The organism is Cryobacterium sp. TMT1-66-1 (assembly GCF_004403435.1).
In the GTDB taxonomy this organism is placed as follows: Bacteria; Actinomycetota; Actinomycetes; order Actinomycetales; family Microbacteriaceae; genus Cryobacterium; species Cryobacterium flavum.
This window is the reverse complement of the sequence record NZ_SOGP01000002.1, coordinates 112,462-127,840: the sequence shown is the minus strand read 5'-3', so window position 1 is coordinate 127,840 and position 15,379 is coordinate 112,462. Positions and strand designations below refer to the sequence as shown.

Genomic DNA, 15,379 nt, shown 5'->3' with positions numbered 1-15,379 from the left:
CGAAAGCGGTGAAACTGTCGCCCAGCCCGTGATATTCTTCAAAGGCAGTTTGGGGCTTTGGCGCAGTTGGTAGCGCGTCTCGTTCGCAATGAGAAGGTCAGGAGTTCGAATCTCCTAAGCTCCACCACACTGTAAGAAAAGTCCCGGCCGCGGTCGGGACTTTTCTCGTTCCCCGACCAGATTGCTGCCCGCTGCGGGTGGAGGGCCGGGCGAATGGGGCAGATTCCGTCGTCTCGCGTCGTTGGCTAGGTGAGTGGGGGCCGCTGCAGGGTCTGGGTGATGCGGCTGGCCTCGTCGAGCAGCAGCTGGCCGAGCACCTTCTGCCGTTCGGGCTTGAACCGTGGCTCGATTCCGGTGAGTGAGAGCGCCCAGCCTGGTCGTCCGCTGCGGTCGAAGATCGCTGCGCCCATGCCCCAGCTGCCCTCCAGAATGAGTCCGGGGTTGACCGCGTAACCGGTGACCCGGGTGCGTTCCAGATTGGCGCGGATGCTCGCGGGTGAATGCTGGGCGCCCCAGCGAGCCGCGATGGTCTCGGTTTCGCCGAGACCAGTGTCGGCGAGGAGGGCATCCACTTCGGCGTCGGGCAGGTAGGCCAGAATCGCCATTCCAGCGGATGCGACCCCCAACGGAAAGCGCACCCCCTCGTGCAGCACGAAGGAGCGTATGGGGAAGCTGCCCTCCTCGCGGAGCAGGCAGACGGTTTCGGCGCCGCGCCGGATGGAGAGGAACGCGCTTTCGCCGGTCTCCTCGGCGAGGCGAACGAGACTCGGTCGGGCGAGCTCTTCAATCGGGTAGCGGGCGGCGGCGACCGTTCCCATGACGAAGACCTCTGGTCCGTAGTGCCAGGTGTGCCGCGCGGCGTCATGGTCGAGCAGCCCCTCGGCGGCGAGCGAGGTGAGCAGTCGGTGCACCGTGGGCCGGGTCAGGCCGGAGTCCCGCACGATCTCGGCCAGGGGAGTGCCCGAAGGGTTTCGTCCGACCAGGCGCAACAATAGGGCAATTCGCGCCACGACCTGAGCGCCCTGCACGGGCTGGGCCAGCGGTGGCTGCGTTGTGTGGGCCTTCCGAGGCTCGCGGGCGGGCGACTGACCGGTCATATCGACTCCTTTGTCCATAATGTGGATAATTAGCAGCCTACTGTTCATGGGGTGGATTCTCATGAAACTAGCAATTGACAGGGCCTGTTGCGCCTGAATACCATGACGTTACGTGCCGATGTCCACAAGATGGACACCGCAGGATCATCACTCAACGAGGAGACAGCATGTCTAAGGTTCAGGCCAGCGCGAGCGAGGCGCTGCAGGATGTACTGCGCGACGGGATGGTGCTCGCGGTCGGCGGATTCGGCCTCAGCGGAATTCCGGCCGATCTCATCGACGCGGTGCGGGCATCCGGTGTGAAAGATCTCACCGTCGTGTCGAACAACATGGGCGTTGACGGCAAGGGGCTGGGCGTGCTGCTCGAAGCCGGCCAGGTTCGCAAGGTCATCGCCTCGTATGTGGGCGAGAACAAGCTGTTCGCCGAGCAGTTTCTGGCCGGCGTACTCGAGGTGGAGTTCAGCCCTCAGGGCACCCTCGCTGAGCGGCTGCGGGCCGGCGGCGCGGGCATTCCCGCGTTCTATACCAAGACCGGCGTGGGCACGCTTATCGCCGAGGGCAAGCCGCTCGCGGACTTCGACGGCGAAACCTACCTGCAGGAACGCGGCATCGTCGCCGACGTCGCGCTGGTCAAGGCCTGGCGCGCCGACACCCTCGGCAACCTCGAGTACCGCTTCACTGCCCGCAACTTCAACCCGGTCGTCGCGACCGCGGGGCTCGTCACCATCGCCGAGGCGGAGCTGATCGTCGAGCCGGGCGACATCGACCCGAACCACGTGATCACCCCCGGGGTGTACGTGCAGCGCCTGATCCAGGCCTCGGCGCGGGTCAAAGACATCGAACAGCGCACCGTGCGCAGCCGGCCCGTGCTGGCATCCGCTTAAGGAGAATGACCATGGCTTGGACCAGAGACGAAATGGCCGCGATCGCGGCGCAGGAACTGAGCGACGGCGACTACGTGAACCTCGGGATCGGCATTCCGACGCTCGTGGCCAACAACCTGCCCGAGGGAATCCACGTGACCCTGCAGAGCGAGAATGGCCTACTCGGCATGGGGCCGTTCCCCTTCGAGGGCGAGGAAGATGCCGACCTGATCAACGCCGGCAAGCAGACCGTCACGGTGCTGCCCGGGGCGTCGATCTTCGACTCGGCGACGTCGTTCGGCATGATCCGCGGCGGCCACGTGAAGGTCGCCATTCTCGGCGCCATGCAGGTCTCCGGGCTTGGCGACCTCGCCAACTGGACCATCCCGGGCAAGATGGTCAAGGGGATGGGCGGCGCAATGGATCTCGTGGCCGGCACCCCGCGGGTGGTCGTGCTCACCGAGCACGTCGCCAAAGACGGCACGCCGAAGATCGTCACCGAGTGCACCCTGCCGCTGACCGGCGTGCGCGTCGTGGACCGTATCATCAGCGACACCGCCGTCTTTGACGTCACGCCGACCGGCCTCGTGTTGCGGCAGCGCGCCCCGGGCGTGAGCTTGCAGGACATCGAGGACACTACCGAGGCCGCGTTTACGGTTGAGGAGCTGGCTCCGGTCTAGTCGCCAAAGCTGAAGGCCCCGCTCAGGTTCTGGGCGGGGCCTTCAGATATTCAGGATTCCGGTTCGTCAGTGTCCTGTTCGCGCGACCCGTCTGGGTTCAGGCGGATGCTGCGCGGCCGGGCCGCGCGCATCCGCTCTTCGTTCCAATCGTCAGTCTCGGGGTCGAGTTTTTGGCGGGTCACGTCGGCTGCGTCGCTCGGATCAAGCGGATGCTGCGACATAGGTATTCTCGATGACCGAGCCCCAGTACGGGCCGAACATGGTGTTGGCGATGTTGTTGTAGCCAAAGCTGTTGACTGAGTTTTGCAGGCCGCTGGAGCCGTTGCCGATCATCCACGGGCCGCCAGAGGAGCCGCCGGTCATGTCGCACGGGATTCCCTGTGACTGGCTCTGGCCGTAGGGGTCGGCGCTGGCGGTGCCGTAGCAGGACTGCAGGGTCTCGCCGGTGAAGGGCGGGGCCGCCGGGTAACCGTAGGCGGTGTAGGTGAGGCCGCGGCTCTGGTTGAACGTGACGCCCGAGGCTCCGACGCTGTCGCTCAGCGAGGTTCCGGTGGGCGAGGCGACGATGGCGAAGCCGGTGTCATAGCTGATGTCGCCGTTATTGCTCCACTGGGTGGGAGCGTAGAGCTCGGTGGCATTCCACTGGCCGAACGGTGCCGAGCCGTTCTCGTAGGCTGGCACGAAGATGAAGCGTGAGGCGAAGTTGCCGGGACCTTCATTGACGCAGTGCCCGGCAGTGACGACGGTGTTCTCGTTCGCGGCCGAGATGGAGTTGCCGGAACAAACGTAGTCGGTGCCGCCGAGGGTGAAGAAGATCTTGCCGATGTGCGAGATGGGAGAGACCTGGGTGGCCGTGGGCGACTGGTCGGGGTCGGCCTGCTGCGGGGCCACGAGCGAGGTGGCTCCGGCTGCGACGGCGCCGATCATGCCGGCCGCGACGTTGTCCTGCACCAGTACTTCGCCGGGGATGGCGGACTGCATGCGCTCGGCGGTCCAGTAGTCGCCGCCCTGTTGAGTCTGCGGAACGACCCAACGGTCGACATCCGCAGACGTTGACGTGGTCGTAGTCAGTGACCCCGGCGCGATGGCGGCTGAGGCTGCGCCGGCCGACAGAAAACCGCCGGTACCGACTAACGTGCCGATCAGGAGCGCCGAGAGGGCGCCGGTCTTAACTTTGCTTCGCATCATGTGCTTCACTCCAGTTATCGATCGCATCCCGCGGACTGTATTGCCGCAGGTATTAATACAATATTGAGGAGTAGACTCCTTGTCTACCCTTTATGGGTCACACCCATTAGGGGGGTCGATGATCTGGGTCGGCATGTGTTCGCGTGCTCGGGTGTCGGTGGCAGCGGCCATACTGAGTGCATGTCGGACGGGCTACGATTTTGACCCCGATCAAACATTGTCGACGTCTACGTGGGGTACCTGCGCGGGCAATCCGTGCTTCAGTGTGGCGCCCGCAGCTAAGCCGGGCGCAAGCGCACCGTGAGAACTCGTTTAGATTTGAAGCGATTGCGCGAGGGGGCGCGACAGAAGCTGCCGCCAAAGTCTTGTGGGATTGTTCAACAATTCGGTAGGCTCTGGAAAACGCTGATCGGGCATCCGCTCTGAAATGGCGAGCAATACCCCCGGTGATCACGGGTTTATTTGGCGTACCCGGATACCCGGGTACGCGGGCGCTACTGGGAGAAATATGCTCGTACTGATTGGTGTGTTGCTCGTCATCGTGGGGTTTGCCATTCGCATGAACCCCCTGGTCGTGGTCACGGTCTCGGGGATCGTCACGGCTCTGCTCGGCGGGCTGACGCCGCTGGAGATTCTGGATGCCTTCGGAACGGGCTTTGCCAGCAGTCGCTCGGTGACCGTTTTCGTGATCGTGCTCCCGGTTATTGGACTGATCGAACGCTTCGGCCTGCAACAGCAGGCCAAACGACTGATTTCCCGGCTGTCGCGGCTGACCACGGGCCGGGTGCTGATCGGCTACCTCGTTATTCGCCAGGCTACGGCGGCGCTCGGGCTGAACAGTGTCGGCGGCCACGCGCAGACCGTGCGTCCGCTCATCTTTCCGATGGCGGAGGGCGCGGCCCTGCGGCGCTACGGCACGGTTCCCGACCCGATCAAGGAGAAGATCAAGGCGCATTCGGCCGCGACCGACAACGTCGGCGTGTTCTTTGGCGAAGATATCTTCGTGGCCGTCGGCTCGATTCTGCTGATCACCACCTTCGTCGATGCCACCTATGGTCTGCAGCTCGACCCCCTGCACGTTGCCGTCTGGGCGATCCCGACCGCCATCGCCGCCCTGCTCGTGCATGGATTCCGGCTGCTTCGACTCGACAAACAGCTCGACCGCGAGGTGCGCGCCATTGAGGCCGCCGACAACGTCGAGATCATCAACGCAGGAGGCACGGCATGATTGGCGTTGAAGCGGTTTACTGGTTTGTCGGCGCGCTCTTTCTGGCCTGGGCGCTGCTCATCGCCGGCGATGCGGGCCACCCTCGCCGCTGGGGAAGCTCAGCCTTCTGGGGCCTCCTGGGCCTCTGCTTCTTCTACGGCACCTGGGTGCAGAGCGAACAGGCTCCCGGCTGGATTCTCGGTATCGCCGTCATCGTCATGGTCGTGCTCGCGAGCACCGGCCGGCTCAAAGACGGCCGGGCACGCACGACCACTGCTGAGGAACGCGATGTCTCCTCTCGCCGATTCGGCAACAAACTGTTCATCCCGGCACTGACCCTGCCGGTCGTCACGGTGCTCATCGTGCTGCTGGCCCCCTACATCTCCATCAACGGACAGCTGCTGATCAGCCCGGTCAACACGACCCTGGTCGCTCTCGGAATCGGTTCGCTCGCGGGCGTGATCGTCGGCCTGTTCATTCTGCGGCCGCGCCAGCTCTTCACCCCCATTCTCGAAGGGCGTCGGATTCTGGAGTCGATCGGCTGGGCGGCACTGTTGCCGCAAATGTTGTCGACCCTGGGCATCCTCTTCACCAAGGCCGGCGTGGGCGTGGCCGTGGGCACCCTCGCGACCGTCGTTCTGCCGGACGGCTCGCTGATCGCCGCCGTGCTCGTCTACTGCGTTGGCATGTTCCTGTTCACCGTGCTGATGGGCAACGCCTTCGCGGCATTCCCGATCATGACCGCCGCCATCGGCTGGCCGGTACTCGTGCAGATCTTTGACGGCAACCCGGCCGCCGTCTTTGCCATCGGCATGCTCTCCGGATTCTGCGGCACCCTGGTCACCCCCATGGCCGCCAACTTCAACCTGGTTCCCTCAGCCCTGCTGGAGATGAAGGATAAGTACGGGGTGATCAAGGCGCAGGTCGGTACCGGCGTGCCCATGCTCGGCGTCAACGTTGCCCTGATGTACTTTCTCGCGTTCTAAACCGCACAACGAAGTGGAGCACCATGCCCGACGCATCAACCGTTCTCGACGCACCCGCACTGCTGGCTGGGCTGGCACCGACCTACGCCGATGTCGTTCTCGACAATCTGGCCAGGCCCTACCCGCACTCGGCGCACCACACCACGCATGCAGCGGATGATCGACCAACGCCCGAGCAGATCCACCCGTCGTTCTACACCTCGTTCGACTGGCATTCCTGCGTGCACATGCACGCCCTGGGCGTGATGCTGCTCGAGCACGGTCTGGACAGTGGGCGGGAGGCTGCCCTCCGTCAAGCGATCGGCGCCAACCTCACGGTGGAGAAGCTGCGCGTCGAGGGCGCGTACCTGCTCGCCAACCCCAGCTGGGAACGCCCATACGGCTGGGCCTGGCTGGTGCGGCTTGCGGCCACCTGCGCGGCGTCGACCGACGCCGAGATTCGCGGGTGGGCATCCGCTCTCGATCCGATCGTCGACACTGTGGCCGAACTGTTCGTGGCCTGGGCGGGCAAGGCCGAATGGCCGGTGCGTCACGGTCTGCACACCAATACGGCGTTCGGGCTTGGCTTGATGCTCGACGCTTTTCGAGCCCTCGGCCGCGCCGACGCTGCTGCGGCCTGTGAAACCGCGACCCTCGCCTGGTTCGAAGCGGATGCCGACTGGCCCGGCGACTGGGAAATGAGCGGCCAGGACTTTCTTTCCGCCGGTCTGAGCGAGGCAGACCTGCTGCGCCGGGTGCTGGCGCCCGAGCAATTCGACGCCTGGTTCGTGTCCTTTCTGCCCAGCTTGACGGCTGATTCACGCATCGTGCGCCCGTTTCGGGTCACCGATGAAACCGACGGCTACCTCGTGCACCTGCACGGGCTGAACCTCTCCCGCGCCGGGCAGGTGGCACGCATTCTGCGTGCGCTGGGTCGGGCGCCGGAGTCGGCACCAGCAGTGGCAGCCCTGACCGCGGCCAGGGAACCGCTGCTGCGGGCCGGACTCGAGGCCGTCGTCGCGCAGGAGTTCATGTCCTCGCACTGGCTGGCGACCTTCGCCTGGGATGCGCTGTTGTCGGCATCCGCCCTCGTGAAGCCGACCGATACGGCAGCATAGAACCTATGGCAACGATCGATCTGAACAGCGACGTCGGAGAATCTTTCGGCAACTGGACCTTCGGCGACGATGCCGCCATCATCGCTTCGGTCACGAGCGTCAACGTGGCAGGCGGATTCCACGCCGGTGACCCGACGACTATTCGTGCGACCTGCGCTGCCGCCGCCGCTGCTGGCGTGACGGTGGGCGCGCACCCCGGCTATCGCGACCTGGCCGGTTTCGGCCGCCGGTTCATCGAGATGGATGCGGCCGAGCTCAGCAACGACGTGATCTACCAGATCGGCGCGGTGCAGGCCCTCGCCCGCGCAGCCGGCACGCGGGTGCAGTACGTGAAACCGCACGGCGCCCTGTACAACACGATCGCTCGTCACCCGGTGCAGGCCCGTGCCGTGGTCGACGCCGTGCTCGCCGTCGACCCTAGCCTGCCGCTCATGGTGCTGCCGAACAGTGAGATCGAACGAGTTGCCCAGGCCGCGGGCCTCCGCACCGTAGCCGAAGCCTTCGCCGATCGTGCCTACAACCCCGACGGCAGCCTGGTGTCACGCACGCTGCCGGGCGCGGTGCTGCACTCGGTCGACGCGGTGACGGCGCAGGTCGTGCGCCTCGCCCTCGAGGGCACCGTCGTCGCCGTCGATGGTTCGGTCATCGCGGTGCCGGCAGCGAGCATCTGCCTGCACGGCGACACCCCCGGCGCCGTGCGGCTCGCCGCAGCGGTGCGTTCCGCGCTGTCGGCCGCCGGCGTGTCCATCGCCAGTTTCGTCTAGCGGATGCCGACCCCCATTCGATCCATCCGGGCCGTGGGTGAGCGGGCGGTGCTCGTGCAGCTCGGCACGCTCACCGAGGTCCTCGGATTGTATGAGGCGCTGCGCGGGCATCCGCTGCCCGGGCAGGTCGATGTCGTCGCGGCCGCTGAAACCGTGCTCGTGACGGCCGACTCGGCGACAGCGGCCCGCAGCTTTGCTGCCCGGCTGCGCGCGATAAAACCGCGCACGATTCAGGCCGGGAACGACGGGCTCGTGACCATCGACGTGATTTATGACGGGGACGACCTCGCCGAGGTTGGCGAGCTCACCGGCCTGGGCCAGGGCGGCGTGATCGCGGCGCACACCGGTCAGCTGTGGACCGCCGCGTTCGGCGGCTTCGCCCCCGGCTTCGCGTACCTCGTCGGCGACGACCGCCTGCGCGTCTCCCGGCGCGCCACCCCGCGGAAGGCCGTGCCGGCCGGCGCGGTGGCGCTCGCCGACGGCTATTCGGCCGTGTATCCTCGGGTCAGTCCCGGCGGCTGGCAGCTGATCGGCCGCACCGACGCCGCCCTGTGGAACCTCGACCGCGACCAGCCGGCCCTGGTGCAACCCGGCAACCGGGTGCAGTTTCGTGCCGTGCGTGAGTTCCTACGCGTCGCACCGACGGCCTCGATGGCGGAGGCACAGCGCCCCGGGGACCTCGTCGTCGTGCAGCCCGGCCTGCAAACCACCGTGCAGGATCTCGGCCGCCCCGGCCTCGCCCACCTCGGTGTGGCCGGCGCCGGCGCCCTCGACCGCGGCGCCCTGCGCCGCGCCAACCGGCTGGTCGGCAACCCCGGCTCGGCCGCCGTGCTCGAAAACGCCCTCGGCGGGCTCGTGCTCGAGGCCCGTACCGAGCAGGTACTGGCGGTGGCGGGGGCATCCGTTCTGATCACGATCAGCAAAACGGGTGCCGCCCCCCGCGTCGTCCCCACCGATGCCCCGTTCGCGCTGCACACCGGCGAACAACTCAGCCTGGGCACCCCGCTCGGGGGCGTACGCAGCTATATCGCCGTGCGCGGCGGCCTGGACCTGCCGCTCACGCTGGGCAGCCGTTCCACCGATTCGATGTCCGGCATCGGACCGGCGCCCCTCAGGGCCGGTGCCGAACTGCCGGTGCTTCCGGCCCCGCCGACCAGCGTGGTCGGTACCGCCGAACCGTCGCCGGCCCCGCCGGTCGAGGTCACCGTGCTGCGGTACGTGCCCGGCCCGCGCGCCGACTGGTTCAGCGCCGACACGCTCGCCGATTTCGATCGCACCGAGTGGAGCGTCACCGCTCAGTCGAACCGCATCGGTCTGCGCCTCGACGGGCCGGCGCTGGAACGTGCGCGGGATGGCGAACTGCCGAGTGAGGGCACCGTCTCCGGCGCCATCCAGCTGCCGGCCTCTGGGGTTCCGGTGTTGTTTCTCGCCGACCACCCGGTCACCGGCGGCTACCCGGTGCTCGGCGTGGTGCTGCACGCCGACCTGGACCGGGCGGCGCAGCTCGGAACCGGCGCGCGCATCCGTTTCACTCCAATTCCTTCAAACGAGAGCTGAACCGTGCAGAAAGTACTCATCGCCAACCGTGGCGAAATCGCCGTGCGCATCATTCGCGGCTGCTCAGATGCCGGGCTCACCTCCGTCGCTGTCTACGCGGATGTCGACGCCGACGCCCTGCACGTGGGTATGGCCACCGAGGCCTACGCGCTGGGCGGTGACAGCCCAGCTGACACCTATCTCAATGTGCCGAAACTGTTGGCCATCGCCCGGCGGGCCGGTGCCGACTCCGTGCATCCCGGCTACGGTTTTCTCTCCGAGAACGCCGACTTCGCCCAGGCCGTGCAGGATGCCGGGCTGATCTGGATCGGCCCGAGCCCGGCGAGCATCCGGTTGCTGGGAAACAAGGTGTCGGCGCGCGAAATCGCCGTGCGAGTCGGCGCTCCGCTCGTGGCCGGCTCGAACGGCACCCTCGAGACCGCTGTGGAGGTGCGTGCCTTCGCCGAGGAACACGGCCTTCCGGTCGCCATCAAGGCGGCGTTCGGCGGCGGCGGCCGCGGAATGAAGGTGGTCTGGGAGCTGGACGCGATCGAGGAGGCGTTCGACTCCGCCGTGCGCGAGAGCATGGCCGCGTTCGGTCGCGGCGAATGCTACGTTGAGCGCTTTCTGAACCGGCCCCGGCACGTCGAAGCGCAGATTCTGGCCGACGGGCACGGCGGGGTGATCGTCGTCGGCACCCGCGACTGCTCGCTGCAGCGCCGCAACCAGAAATTGGTCGAGGAGGCGCCGGCACCGTTTCTCACCGCTGACCAGCGGGATCTTATTTACACCTCGGCGAAGGCCATCTGCCGTGAGGCCGGATATGCCGGCGCCGGCACCGTGGAGTATTTGCTGGCCGAGGACGGCAGCATCTCCTTTCTCGAGGTGAACACGCGCCTGCAGGTGGAGCACCCGATCACCGAAGAGACCTCCGGCGTTGACATCGTGCTTGCCCAGCTGGCCATCGCCGCCGGCGGAGAGCTGCCGGTTGCCGAAGACCCGGTGCCGCGCGGCCACTCCTTCGAATTCCGCATTAACGCCGAGGACCCGGGCCGCGGCTTTCTGCCCGCGCCGGGCACCATAACCACGTTCACCGTACCGACGGGGCCGGGAATCCGGGTGGATGCGGGCATCCGCTCTAATGATTCGGTGGCGCCGCAATTCGATTCGCTGCTCGCCAAGCTCATCGTGACCGGCGCCGACCGGCCGCAGGCCCTGCGCCGGGCGCGCCGGGCGCTCGCCGAGTTCGAGATCGCCGGGCTGCCGACCGTGCTGCCCTTTCACCGCGCCGTCGTCGACCTGCCGGCGTTCACCGGGCCTGACCGGCTCGGCGTGTACACGAGCTGGATCGAGACCGAATTCGCCGAGCAGCTCGCGGCCGACCCCTCGCTGGTTACTACATCCCCGGCCGGCGGCCGCCGCACGATCACGATCGAGCTCGACGGGCGTCGGGTGGCGCTCGGGCTGCCAGAGAGCCTGCTGGGCGGCCTCGTGCACGGCGCTCCCGCTGTCGCGGCGCCGGTGATCGACGAATCCGACCCGGCCGAGCTCCGCTCCGGCATGGTCGGCACCGTGGTCAAATGGCTGGTCGAGGAGGGCTCCACGGTGGCCGCGGGCGATCCTCTTCTGGTGCTCGAAGCCATGAAGATGGAATCGACCGTCGTGGCGCACCGCTCGGGAACGCTGGGCGGTGTGCTCGTGGCCGCGGGAGACAACGTTGCCCTGAACGAGGCCATCGCTCGCATCGATACCTGAGCGGCCCAATCGCTACTCTGGGGGAATGACTCTCGACCAGATCTTTGCCGACCTGCGTGGTCAGGGCGCGAAGGTGCGCCACGCCGAGACCGGCAGCTGGGCCGCGGAGGTGCTGCGCGGGCGCATCGCCGCCGGGCAGTTGGTTCCCGGTACGAAGCTGTCGGAGGAGCGGCTCTGCGATCTCCTCGGCGTCTCCCGGAACACCCTCCGGGAGGCCTTTGCGACGCTCGCCATCGAGCACATGGTGGCGCGCATCCCGAACCGGGGTGTGTTCGTGGCACGACCGACCGCCGATGACATCCGTGAGATCTACCGGGTGCGGCGCTTTCTGGAACCGGCGGCGCTGTTATGGTCGGCCAGCCCCACAACGGATGCCCTGCACGCCGCGATCGAGCGCGCCCGCCTGGCCCGGTCACGGGGCTCTGTGGCCGATATGGCCGGCGCCAACCAAGACTTTCATGCCGGCGTCGTGGCGCTGGCCGGCAGCGAGAGATTGAGCCGGCAGATGGCTCAGGTGCTCGCGGAGATGCGGCTGGTATTTCATTCCATGGTCGCTGACCCGCTGTTCCACGCGCCCTATGTTGACGAGAACGCGGGAATCCTCGAGCGTTTCGAGGCGGGTGCGCGCACCGAGGCCGCCGCGCTCATGGTCGAGTACCTCGAGCGGGCCGAGCGGCAGCTGCTGGAGGCGCACGCGCGCGCGTAGGGCGGGGCGGGGCGGGGCATCCGCTCTGGGGTGGTCGGGGTTTCGGTGCCGGGCGCAGGATCAAACGTACGCCAGGCAAGCCAACGTGCGCCCAGCGCCGACGCTCGCCCGGACGGCCGCGACCCGACGGTGCTCAGAGCGCGCGCATCCGGTTATTGCGCGGGTTGTGCTCGACCTCGGCAAGGCCGAGGGCTTCGAGCAACGGCGGAACGTACATGCCGAAACGACCGCGAAACCCGTTCTTCAGGCCGTACCAGCCGCCGACCGGGTTGCTCTCTGCGCGACCCCAGGCCTCGACGGTGTCGGGCTTGGCCGCCTTCTTCTCGTCGGCGGCGCCCAGCTCGACCCAATCACCGTTCTCTGTGAGCATGGCGTGCAGGTCCTCAATGCAGCTCAGTCGATAGGAGAGCGTCGTGGACCCGACCTTGCAGATGAGCGACGGGGGAGTCGCCGCCTCGTCGCGATACATGAGGTACTCCGACGACCCGGGCGGAGTGCGCAGCACCCACGGGTCGTCCTTGCTGCCGGTTCCGATGCTCGTGTCGGTCATGACTGTCTCCTCGTTATCGTGCAGTTGGGTCAGTGGATTCATGCCCATCTTGGCCCAGTGCACCCGAAATTGACACGATACAGGCCGGCACGCATTGCCGGCCTGAGTGCATGGGCAAAAGTGTCTGCCATTTCTCTGGCGGATAACTCCTGCAATTTCTGGAACCCGTCGACGGCTTCCGCGTGATTCTGCGGAACAATTCTGACAAGCGCACAAATTGCAGGAGTTATGCCGCGCAGGAGGTCAGAGCGGATGCCCGAGTTAGCGAGTGCTTCAGGCCGTCGGCTCGAAGGCGATGCGGCGCAGCAGGGAGGGCAACTGTTCGCGTTCGGCGGGGTTGAGGTCATGCAGGGAGCGGTCCTCGGCGGTCTGGATGACGGCGCGGGCCTGCCGACAGAGCAGCCGGCCGGGCTGCGTGGCCACGATCACATTGGACCGGCGATCCCGTGGGTCCTGGTCGCGGGTGACCGCACCACGGTTTTCCAAGTGATCGACCAGGGCCACGATCTGGCTCGGGTCGAGGCTGAGAAAACCCGCGAGCTCGCGCCGGGACGGGTTTTGCCCGCTGCACGCCAGCGACGGCACCGAATAGGAGCGCACGCGCAGATCCAGCTCGGCGAGCACGGTATCCGCCCTCCCGGAACCAACCGAGCGTGCCCGCGCGGTCATGAATTCGATTTCGTTGGCCAGATCGGTGTCCCGCAACCGGTCCGGTTCGCGTAGGCGGTCGGTGGTCAGATCGACGGTGTCTGTACTCGACGAGATCGACGAACTGTACCGCGAACGCAAGACGGCCGCGGTGGTGCTCGCCGTCGACCCTTCCCGCAACCTGAACCAACGGCCGAACAGCAGCGAGGAGACTGCGATCGGCGCAGCCCGCAACAATGACATGCTGATTGCCTTCGGCTCGGTCGACCCCACTCGGGGAGCGGGTGCCATCACCCAAGCCCTGCGCTTGGCCGGTGATTTCGGCGTGCGCGGCTTCAAATTCCACCCCACGGTGCAGACCTTCAACCCGAGCGACGAGCAGTTCTACCCGCTCTGGGCTGCGTTGCAGGATCTCGGCCTGCCGGCCCTGTTCTACGGCGACTACGGAGCGCCGAATCCCCCGGTACGGTTGGCAGCGCAGCTTCTGCGCGGAACCCGACGCTGAGAGGCAGTCATGACTGATTCTGGTCCCGATTGCTTCATTCAATCGGTGGAAACGGCGGTCTCGCCCCGGCCGAACACGACCACCTCGGGGAGACGCTCGGTAAGTTGCTCCACGACTGAATCCACGGAAAGAGTGGATGCCCGGAGCCGGGCATCCACTCTTCGGGTGGCGGTTACGTCACGTTGGGGTGCGTTGCACAATGAACTGCACGGTGACCGTCTTCAACCTCGCGGGCACGACCCGTCACTCAGAACGGGAAGGCCCCCGGAACGCGGCGCATCGTGATCCAACGCGTCTCCGTGAACGCTTCGATGTTCGCCTCGGCACCGCCCTGACGCGATCCGGTACCGGACGCACCAACGCCGCCAAAGGGGGCATTCGCTTCGTCGTTCACGGTCTGGTCGTTGATGTGGACGATGCCTGACGGAATGCGCTGCGCCAACTCGAGCCCGCGCATGGCATCCGACGTCACGATCCCGAGTGACAGACCGTAGTCGCTCGCGCTCGCCAGTTGCACGGCCTCGTCGTCCGTGCTGAACTTGACGACGGATGCGACCGGGCCGAAAACCTCCTCGCAGTAGGCCGGGCCGTCCAACGGTGAATTCGCCAGCACGGTCGGGCGGTAGAACAGTCCGTCGTAACTGCCGCCGGCCTTCAACTCCGCGCCCGCCTCGACGGAGTCCAGGACCAATCGGTGAATCCGGTCGCGCTGGTTCTCATCGATGATCGGGCCGAGATGCACGTGGTCCGTTGCCGGGTTGCCGACCGCCATCGACTCAGCCTTCGCCGCAAGCTTCTCGACATACTGGTCGAAGATGCTTTCATGCACGACGTGGCGTCCGATCGACATGCAGATCTGCCCCTGGTGCAGGAAGGAACCCCACGCCGCGAGGTTGACGGCCTTGTCGACATCGGCGTCCTCAAGCACGATGAAGGCCGAGTTGCCACCGAGTTCGAGGTGAGCGCGCTTGAGGTGCTTGCCGGCGAGTTCGCCAACCTTCCGGCCGGCCCTGGTCGAACCGGTGAAGGCGATAACGCGGATGTTTGGGTCGGTGACCATGGCCTCGCCGACGTCGGCGCCTCCAGTGACCAACTGCAAGACCCCGGCTGGCAGCCCAGCCTCCTCGAAGACGCGCACCATCATCACACCGCCTGTCACCGCGGTGCGAGGGTCCGGCTTGAGTACCACCGCATTGCCGAGCGCGAGAGCGGGCGCGACCGCTCGGATTCCGAGGATGATCGGCACGTTGAACGGTGAAACCACACCGACAACACCCGCCGGAACCCGCTGGGCGATAGAGATTCTGGGTTCTTCGCTCGAGAGGAGCTGGCCGAGCGGATGCGACGGCAGCGAGGCCGCCTCATAGCATTCTTGGATTCCGACATGCAGCGCGAACCCTGCAAAGTCCGGCACGCTGCCGGCTTCTCTGACGTTCCAGTCCATGATCTCGTCGGCATGTTTTTCCATGAGTGCTGCCGCCTTGCGCAGCACTCCGGCGCGCACGGAGGGCGGGGTAGCTGCCCATGTCTTTTGCGCGATTGCTGCGCCAGAGGCAGCCACGGCCACGTCCGCTGGCGTCGCAATTCCTATGCGGCCCAACTCTTGCCCGGTCGACGGTTCGATGACCGGGAGCTCGCCGCCAGCTCCAATCTTCCACTCGCCATTGACGTAGATCTTTCCTGCCCAGGTTGCCGGATCGAGGAACAGGCCGGTTTTCGTTTCGTTAGTCGTGAGAGTCATTGTCTCTTCTTCCTCGTCGCATTGAGATTACTTTCATGTGCGTCCGGATCCAGACC

Annotated in this window: 16 protein-coding genes and 1 tRNA gene; 11 read left to right on the top strand and 6 right to left on the bottom strand. The window is 66.4% G+C overall.

Going from position 1 to position 15,379, the window contains the following annotated elements; genetic code table 11:
- Positions 1-51 precede the first annotated feature (51 nt).
- Positions 52-127, top strand: a tRNA-Ala gene (locus E3T29_RS01465).
- Positions 128-245: 118 nt separating this feature from the next.
- Here the strand turns inward: E3T29_RS01465 and E3T29_RS01460 are convergent.
- Positions 246-1,097, bottom strand: a complete 852-nt coding sequence (locus E3T29_RS01460; protein WP_134343780.1) for an IclR family transcriptional regulator — start codon at positions 1,095-1,097, stop codon at positions 246-248.
- Positions 1,098-1,264: 167 nt separating this feature from the next.
- Here E3T29_RS01460 and E3T29_RS01455 point away from each other — a divergent pair, with 167 nt between their 5' ends.
- Both E3T29_RS01455 and E3T29_RS01450 read left to right on the top strand, forming a co-directional pair.
- Positions 1,265-1,981 (top strand): CoA transferase subunit A, encoded by a 717-nt coding sequence (locus E3T29_RS01455; protein ID WP_092341575.1) that lies wholly within the window; start codon positions 1,265-1,267, stop codon positions 1,979-1,981.
- Between the two features lie 11 nt (positions 1,982-1,992).
- Positions 1,993-2,640, top strand: coding sequence for a CoA transferase subunit B (locus E3T29_RS01450; protein ID WP_092341630.1), 648 nt, complete (start codon positions 1,993-1,995; stop codon positions 2,638-2,640).
- Positions 2,641-2,690: 50 nt separating this feature from the next.
- On the opposite strand, the gene E3T29_RS19510 is transcribed toward E3T29_RS01450, so the two are convergent.
- Positions 2,691-2,861 (bottom strand): hypothetical protein, encoded by a 171-nt coding sequence (locus E3T29_RS19510; RefSeq protein ID WP_166789979.1) that lies wholly within the window; start codon positions 2,859-2,861, stop codon positions 2,691-2,693.
- A complete protein-coding gene (locus tag E3T29_RS01445) occupies positions 2,842-3,828 on the bottom strand; it encodes a serine protease (protein WP_370449088.1) in 987 nt (328 codons plus the stop codon). The genes E3T29_RS19510 and E3T29_RS01445 overlap by 20 nt, the downstream gene beginning before the upstream one ends.
- Positions 3,829-4,336: 508 nt before the next feature.
- On the opposite strand from E3T29_RS01445, the gene E3T29_RS01440 reads away from it, so the two are divergent.
- From E3T29_RS01440 to E3T29_RS01410, 7 genes are read left to right on the top strand one after another with little or no spacing between them, the layout of a single operon-like run.
- A complete protein-coding gene (locus E3T29_RS01440; RefSeq protein WP_104130387.1) occupies positions 4,337-5,056 on the top strand; it encodes a DUF969 domain-containing protein in 720 nt (239 codons plus the stop codon).
- A complete protein-coding gene (locus E3T29_RS01435; protein ID WP_104088584.1) occupies positions 5,053-6,021 on the top strand; it encodes a DUF979 domain-containing protein in 969 nt (322 codons plus the stop codon). Before E3T29_RS01440 ends, E3T29_RS01435 begins: the two co-directional genes overlap by 4 nt.
- A gap of 23 nt (positions 6,022-6,044) precedes the next feature.
- Positions 6,045-7,118 (top strand): DUF2891 family protein, encoded by a 1,074-nt coding sequence (locus tag E3T29_RS01430; RefSeq protein WP_134343779.1) that lies wholly within the window; start codon positions 6,045-6,047, stop codon positions 7,116-7,118.
- A gap of 5 nt (positions 7,119-7,123) precedes the next feature.
- Positions 7,124-7,882, top strand: coding sequence for a LamB/YcsF family protein (locus E3T29_RS01425; RefSeq protein WP_134343778.1), 759 nt, complete (start codon positions 7,124-7,126; stop codon positions 7,880-7,882).
- Between the two features lie 3 nt (positions 7,883-7,885).
- On the top strand, positions 7,886-9,439 hold the full coding sequence (locus E3T29_RS01420; protein WP_134343777.1) for an urea amidolyase family protein: 1,554 nt from the start codon (positions 7,886-7,888) through the stop codon (positions 9,437-9,439).
- Positions 9,440-9,442: 3 nt separating this feature from the next.
- Positions 9,443-11,173: a biotin carboxylase N-terminal domain-containing protein gene (locus tag E3T29_RS01415; RefSeq protein ID WP_134343776.1), complete on the top strand. Its 1,731-nt coding sequence runs from the start codon at positions 9,443-9,445 to the stop codon at positions 11,171-11,173.
- A 25-nt stretch (positions 11,174-11,198) separates the two neighbouring features.
- Positions 11,199-11,879 (top strand): GntR family transcriptional regulator, encoded by a 681-nt coding sequence (locus E3T29_RS01410; RefSeq protein ID WP_134343775.1) that lies wholly within the window; start codon positions 11,199-11,201, stop codon positions 11,877-11,879.
- A 133-nt stretch (positions 11,880-12,012) separates the two neighbouring features.
- On the opposite strand, the gene E3T29_RS01405 is transcribed toward E3T29_RS01410, so the two are convergent.
- Positions 12,013-12,429, bottom strand: a complete 417-nt coding sequence (locus E3T29_RS01405) for a DUF6855 family protein (protein WP_174776386.1) — start codon at positions 12,427-12,429, stop codon at positions 12,013-12,015.
- A 273-nt stretch (positions 12,430-12,702) separates the two neighbouring features.
- Positions 12,703-13,134 (bottom strand): MarR family winged helix-turn-helix transcriptional regulator, encoded by a 432-nt coding sequence (locus tag E3T29_RS01400; protein WP_241987579.1) that lies wholly within the window; start codon positions 13,132-13,134, stop codon positions 12,703-12,705.
- A 25-nt stretch (positions 13,135-13,159) separates the two neighbouring features.
- Here E3T29_RS01400 and E3T29_RS01395 point away from each other — a divergent pair, with 25 nt between their 5' ends.
- Positions 13,160-13,582 carry an amidohydrolase family protein gene (locus E3T29_RS01395; protein WP_241987578.1) on the top strand — a complete coding sequence of 141 codons (423 nt, stop codon included), beginning with the start codon at positions 13,160-13,162 and terminating at the stop codon, positions 13,580-13,582.
- A gap of 247 nt (positions 13,583-13,829) precedes the next feature.
- Here E3T29_RS01395 and E3T29_RS01390 read toward each other — a convergent pair whose 3' ends face one another.
- Positions 13,830-15,323: a benzaldehyde dehydrogenase gene (locus tag E3T29_RS01390; protein ID WP_134343773.1), complete on the bottom strand. Its 1,494-nt coding sequence runs from the start codon at positions 15,321-15,323 to the stop codon at positions 13,830-13,832.
- Between the last annotated feature and the right edge of the window lie 56 nt (positions 15,324-15,379).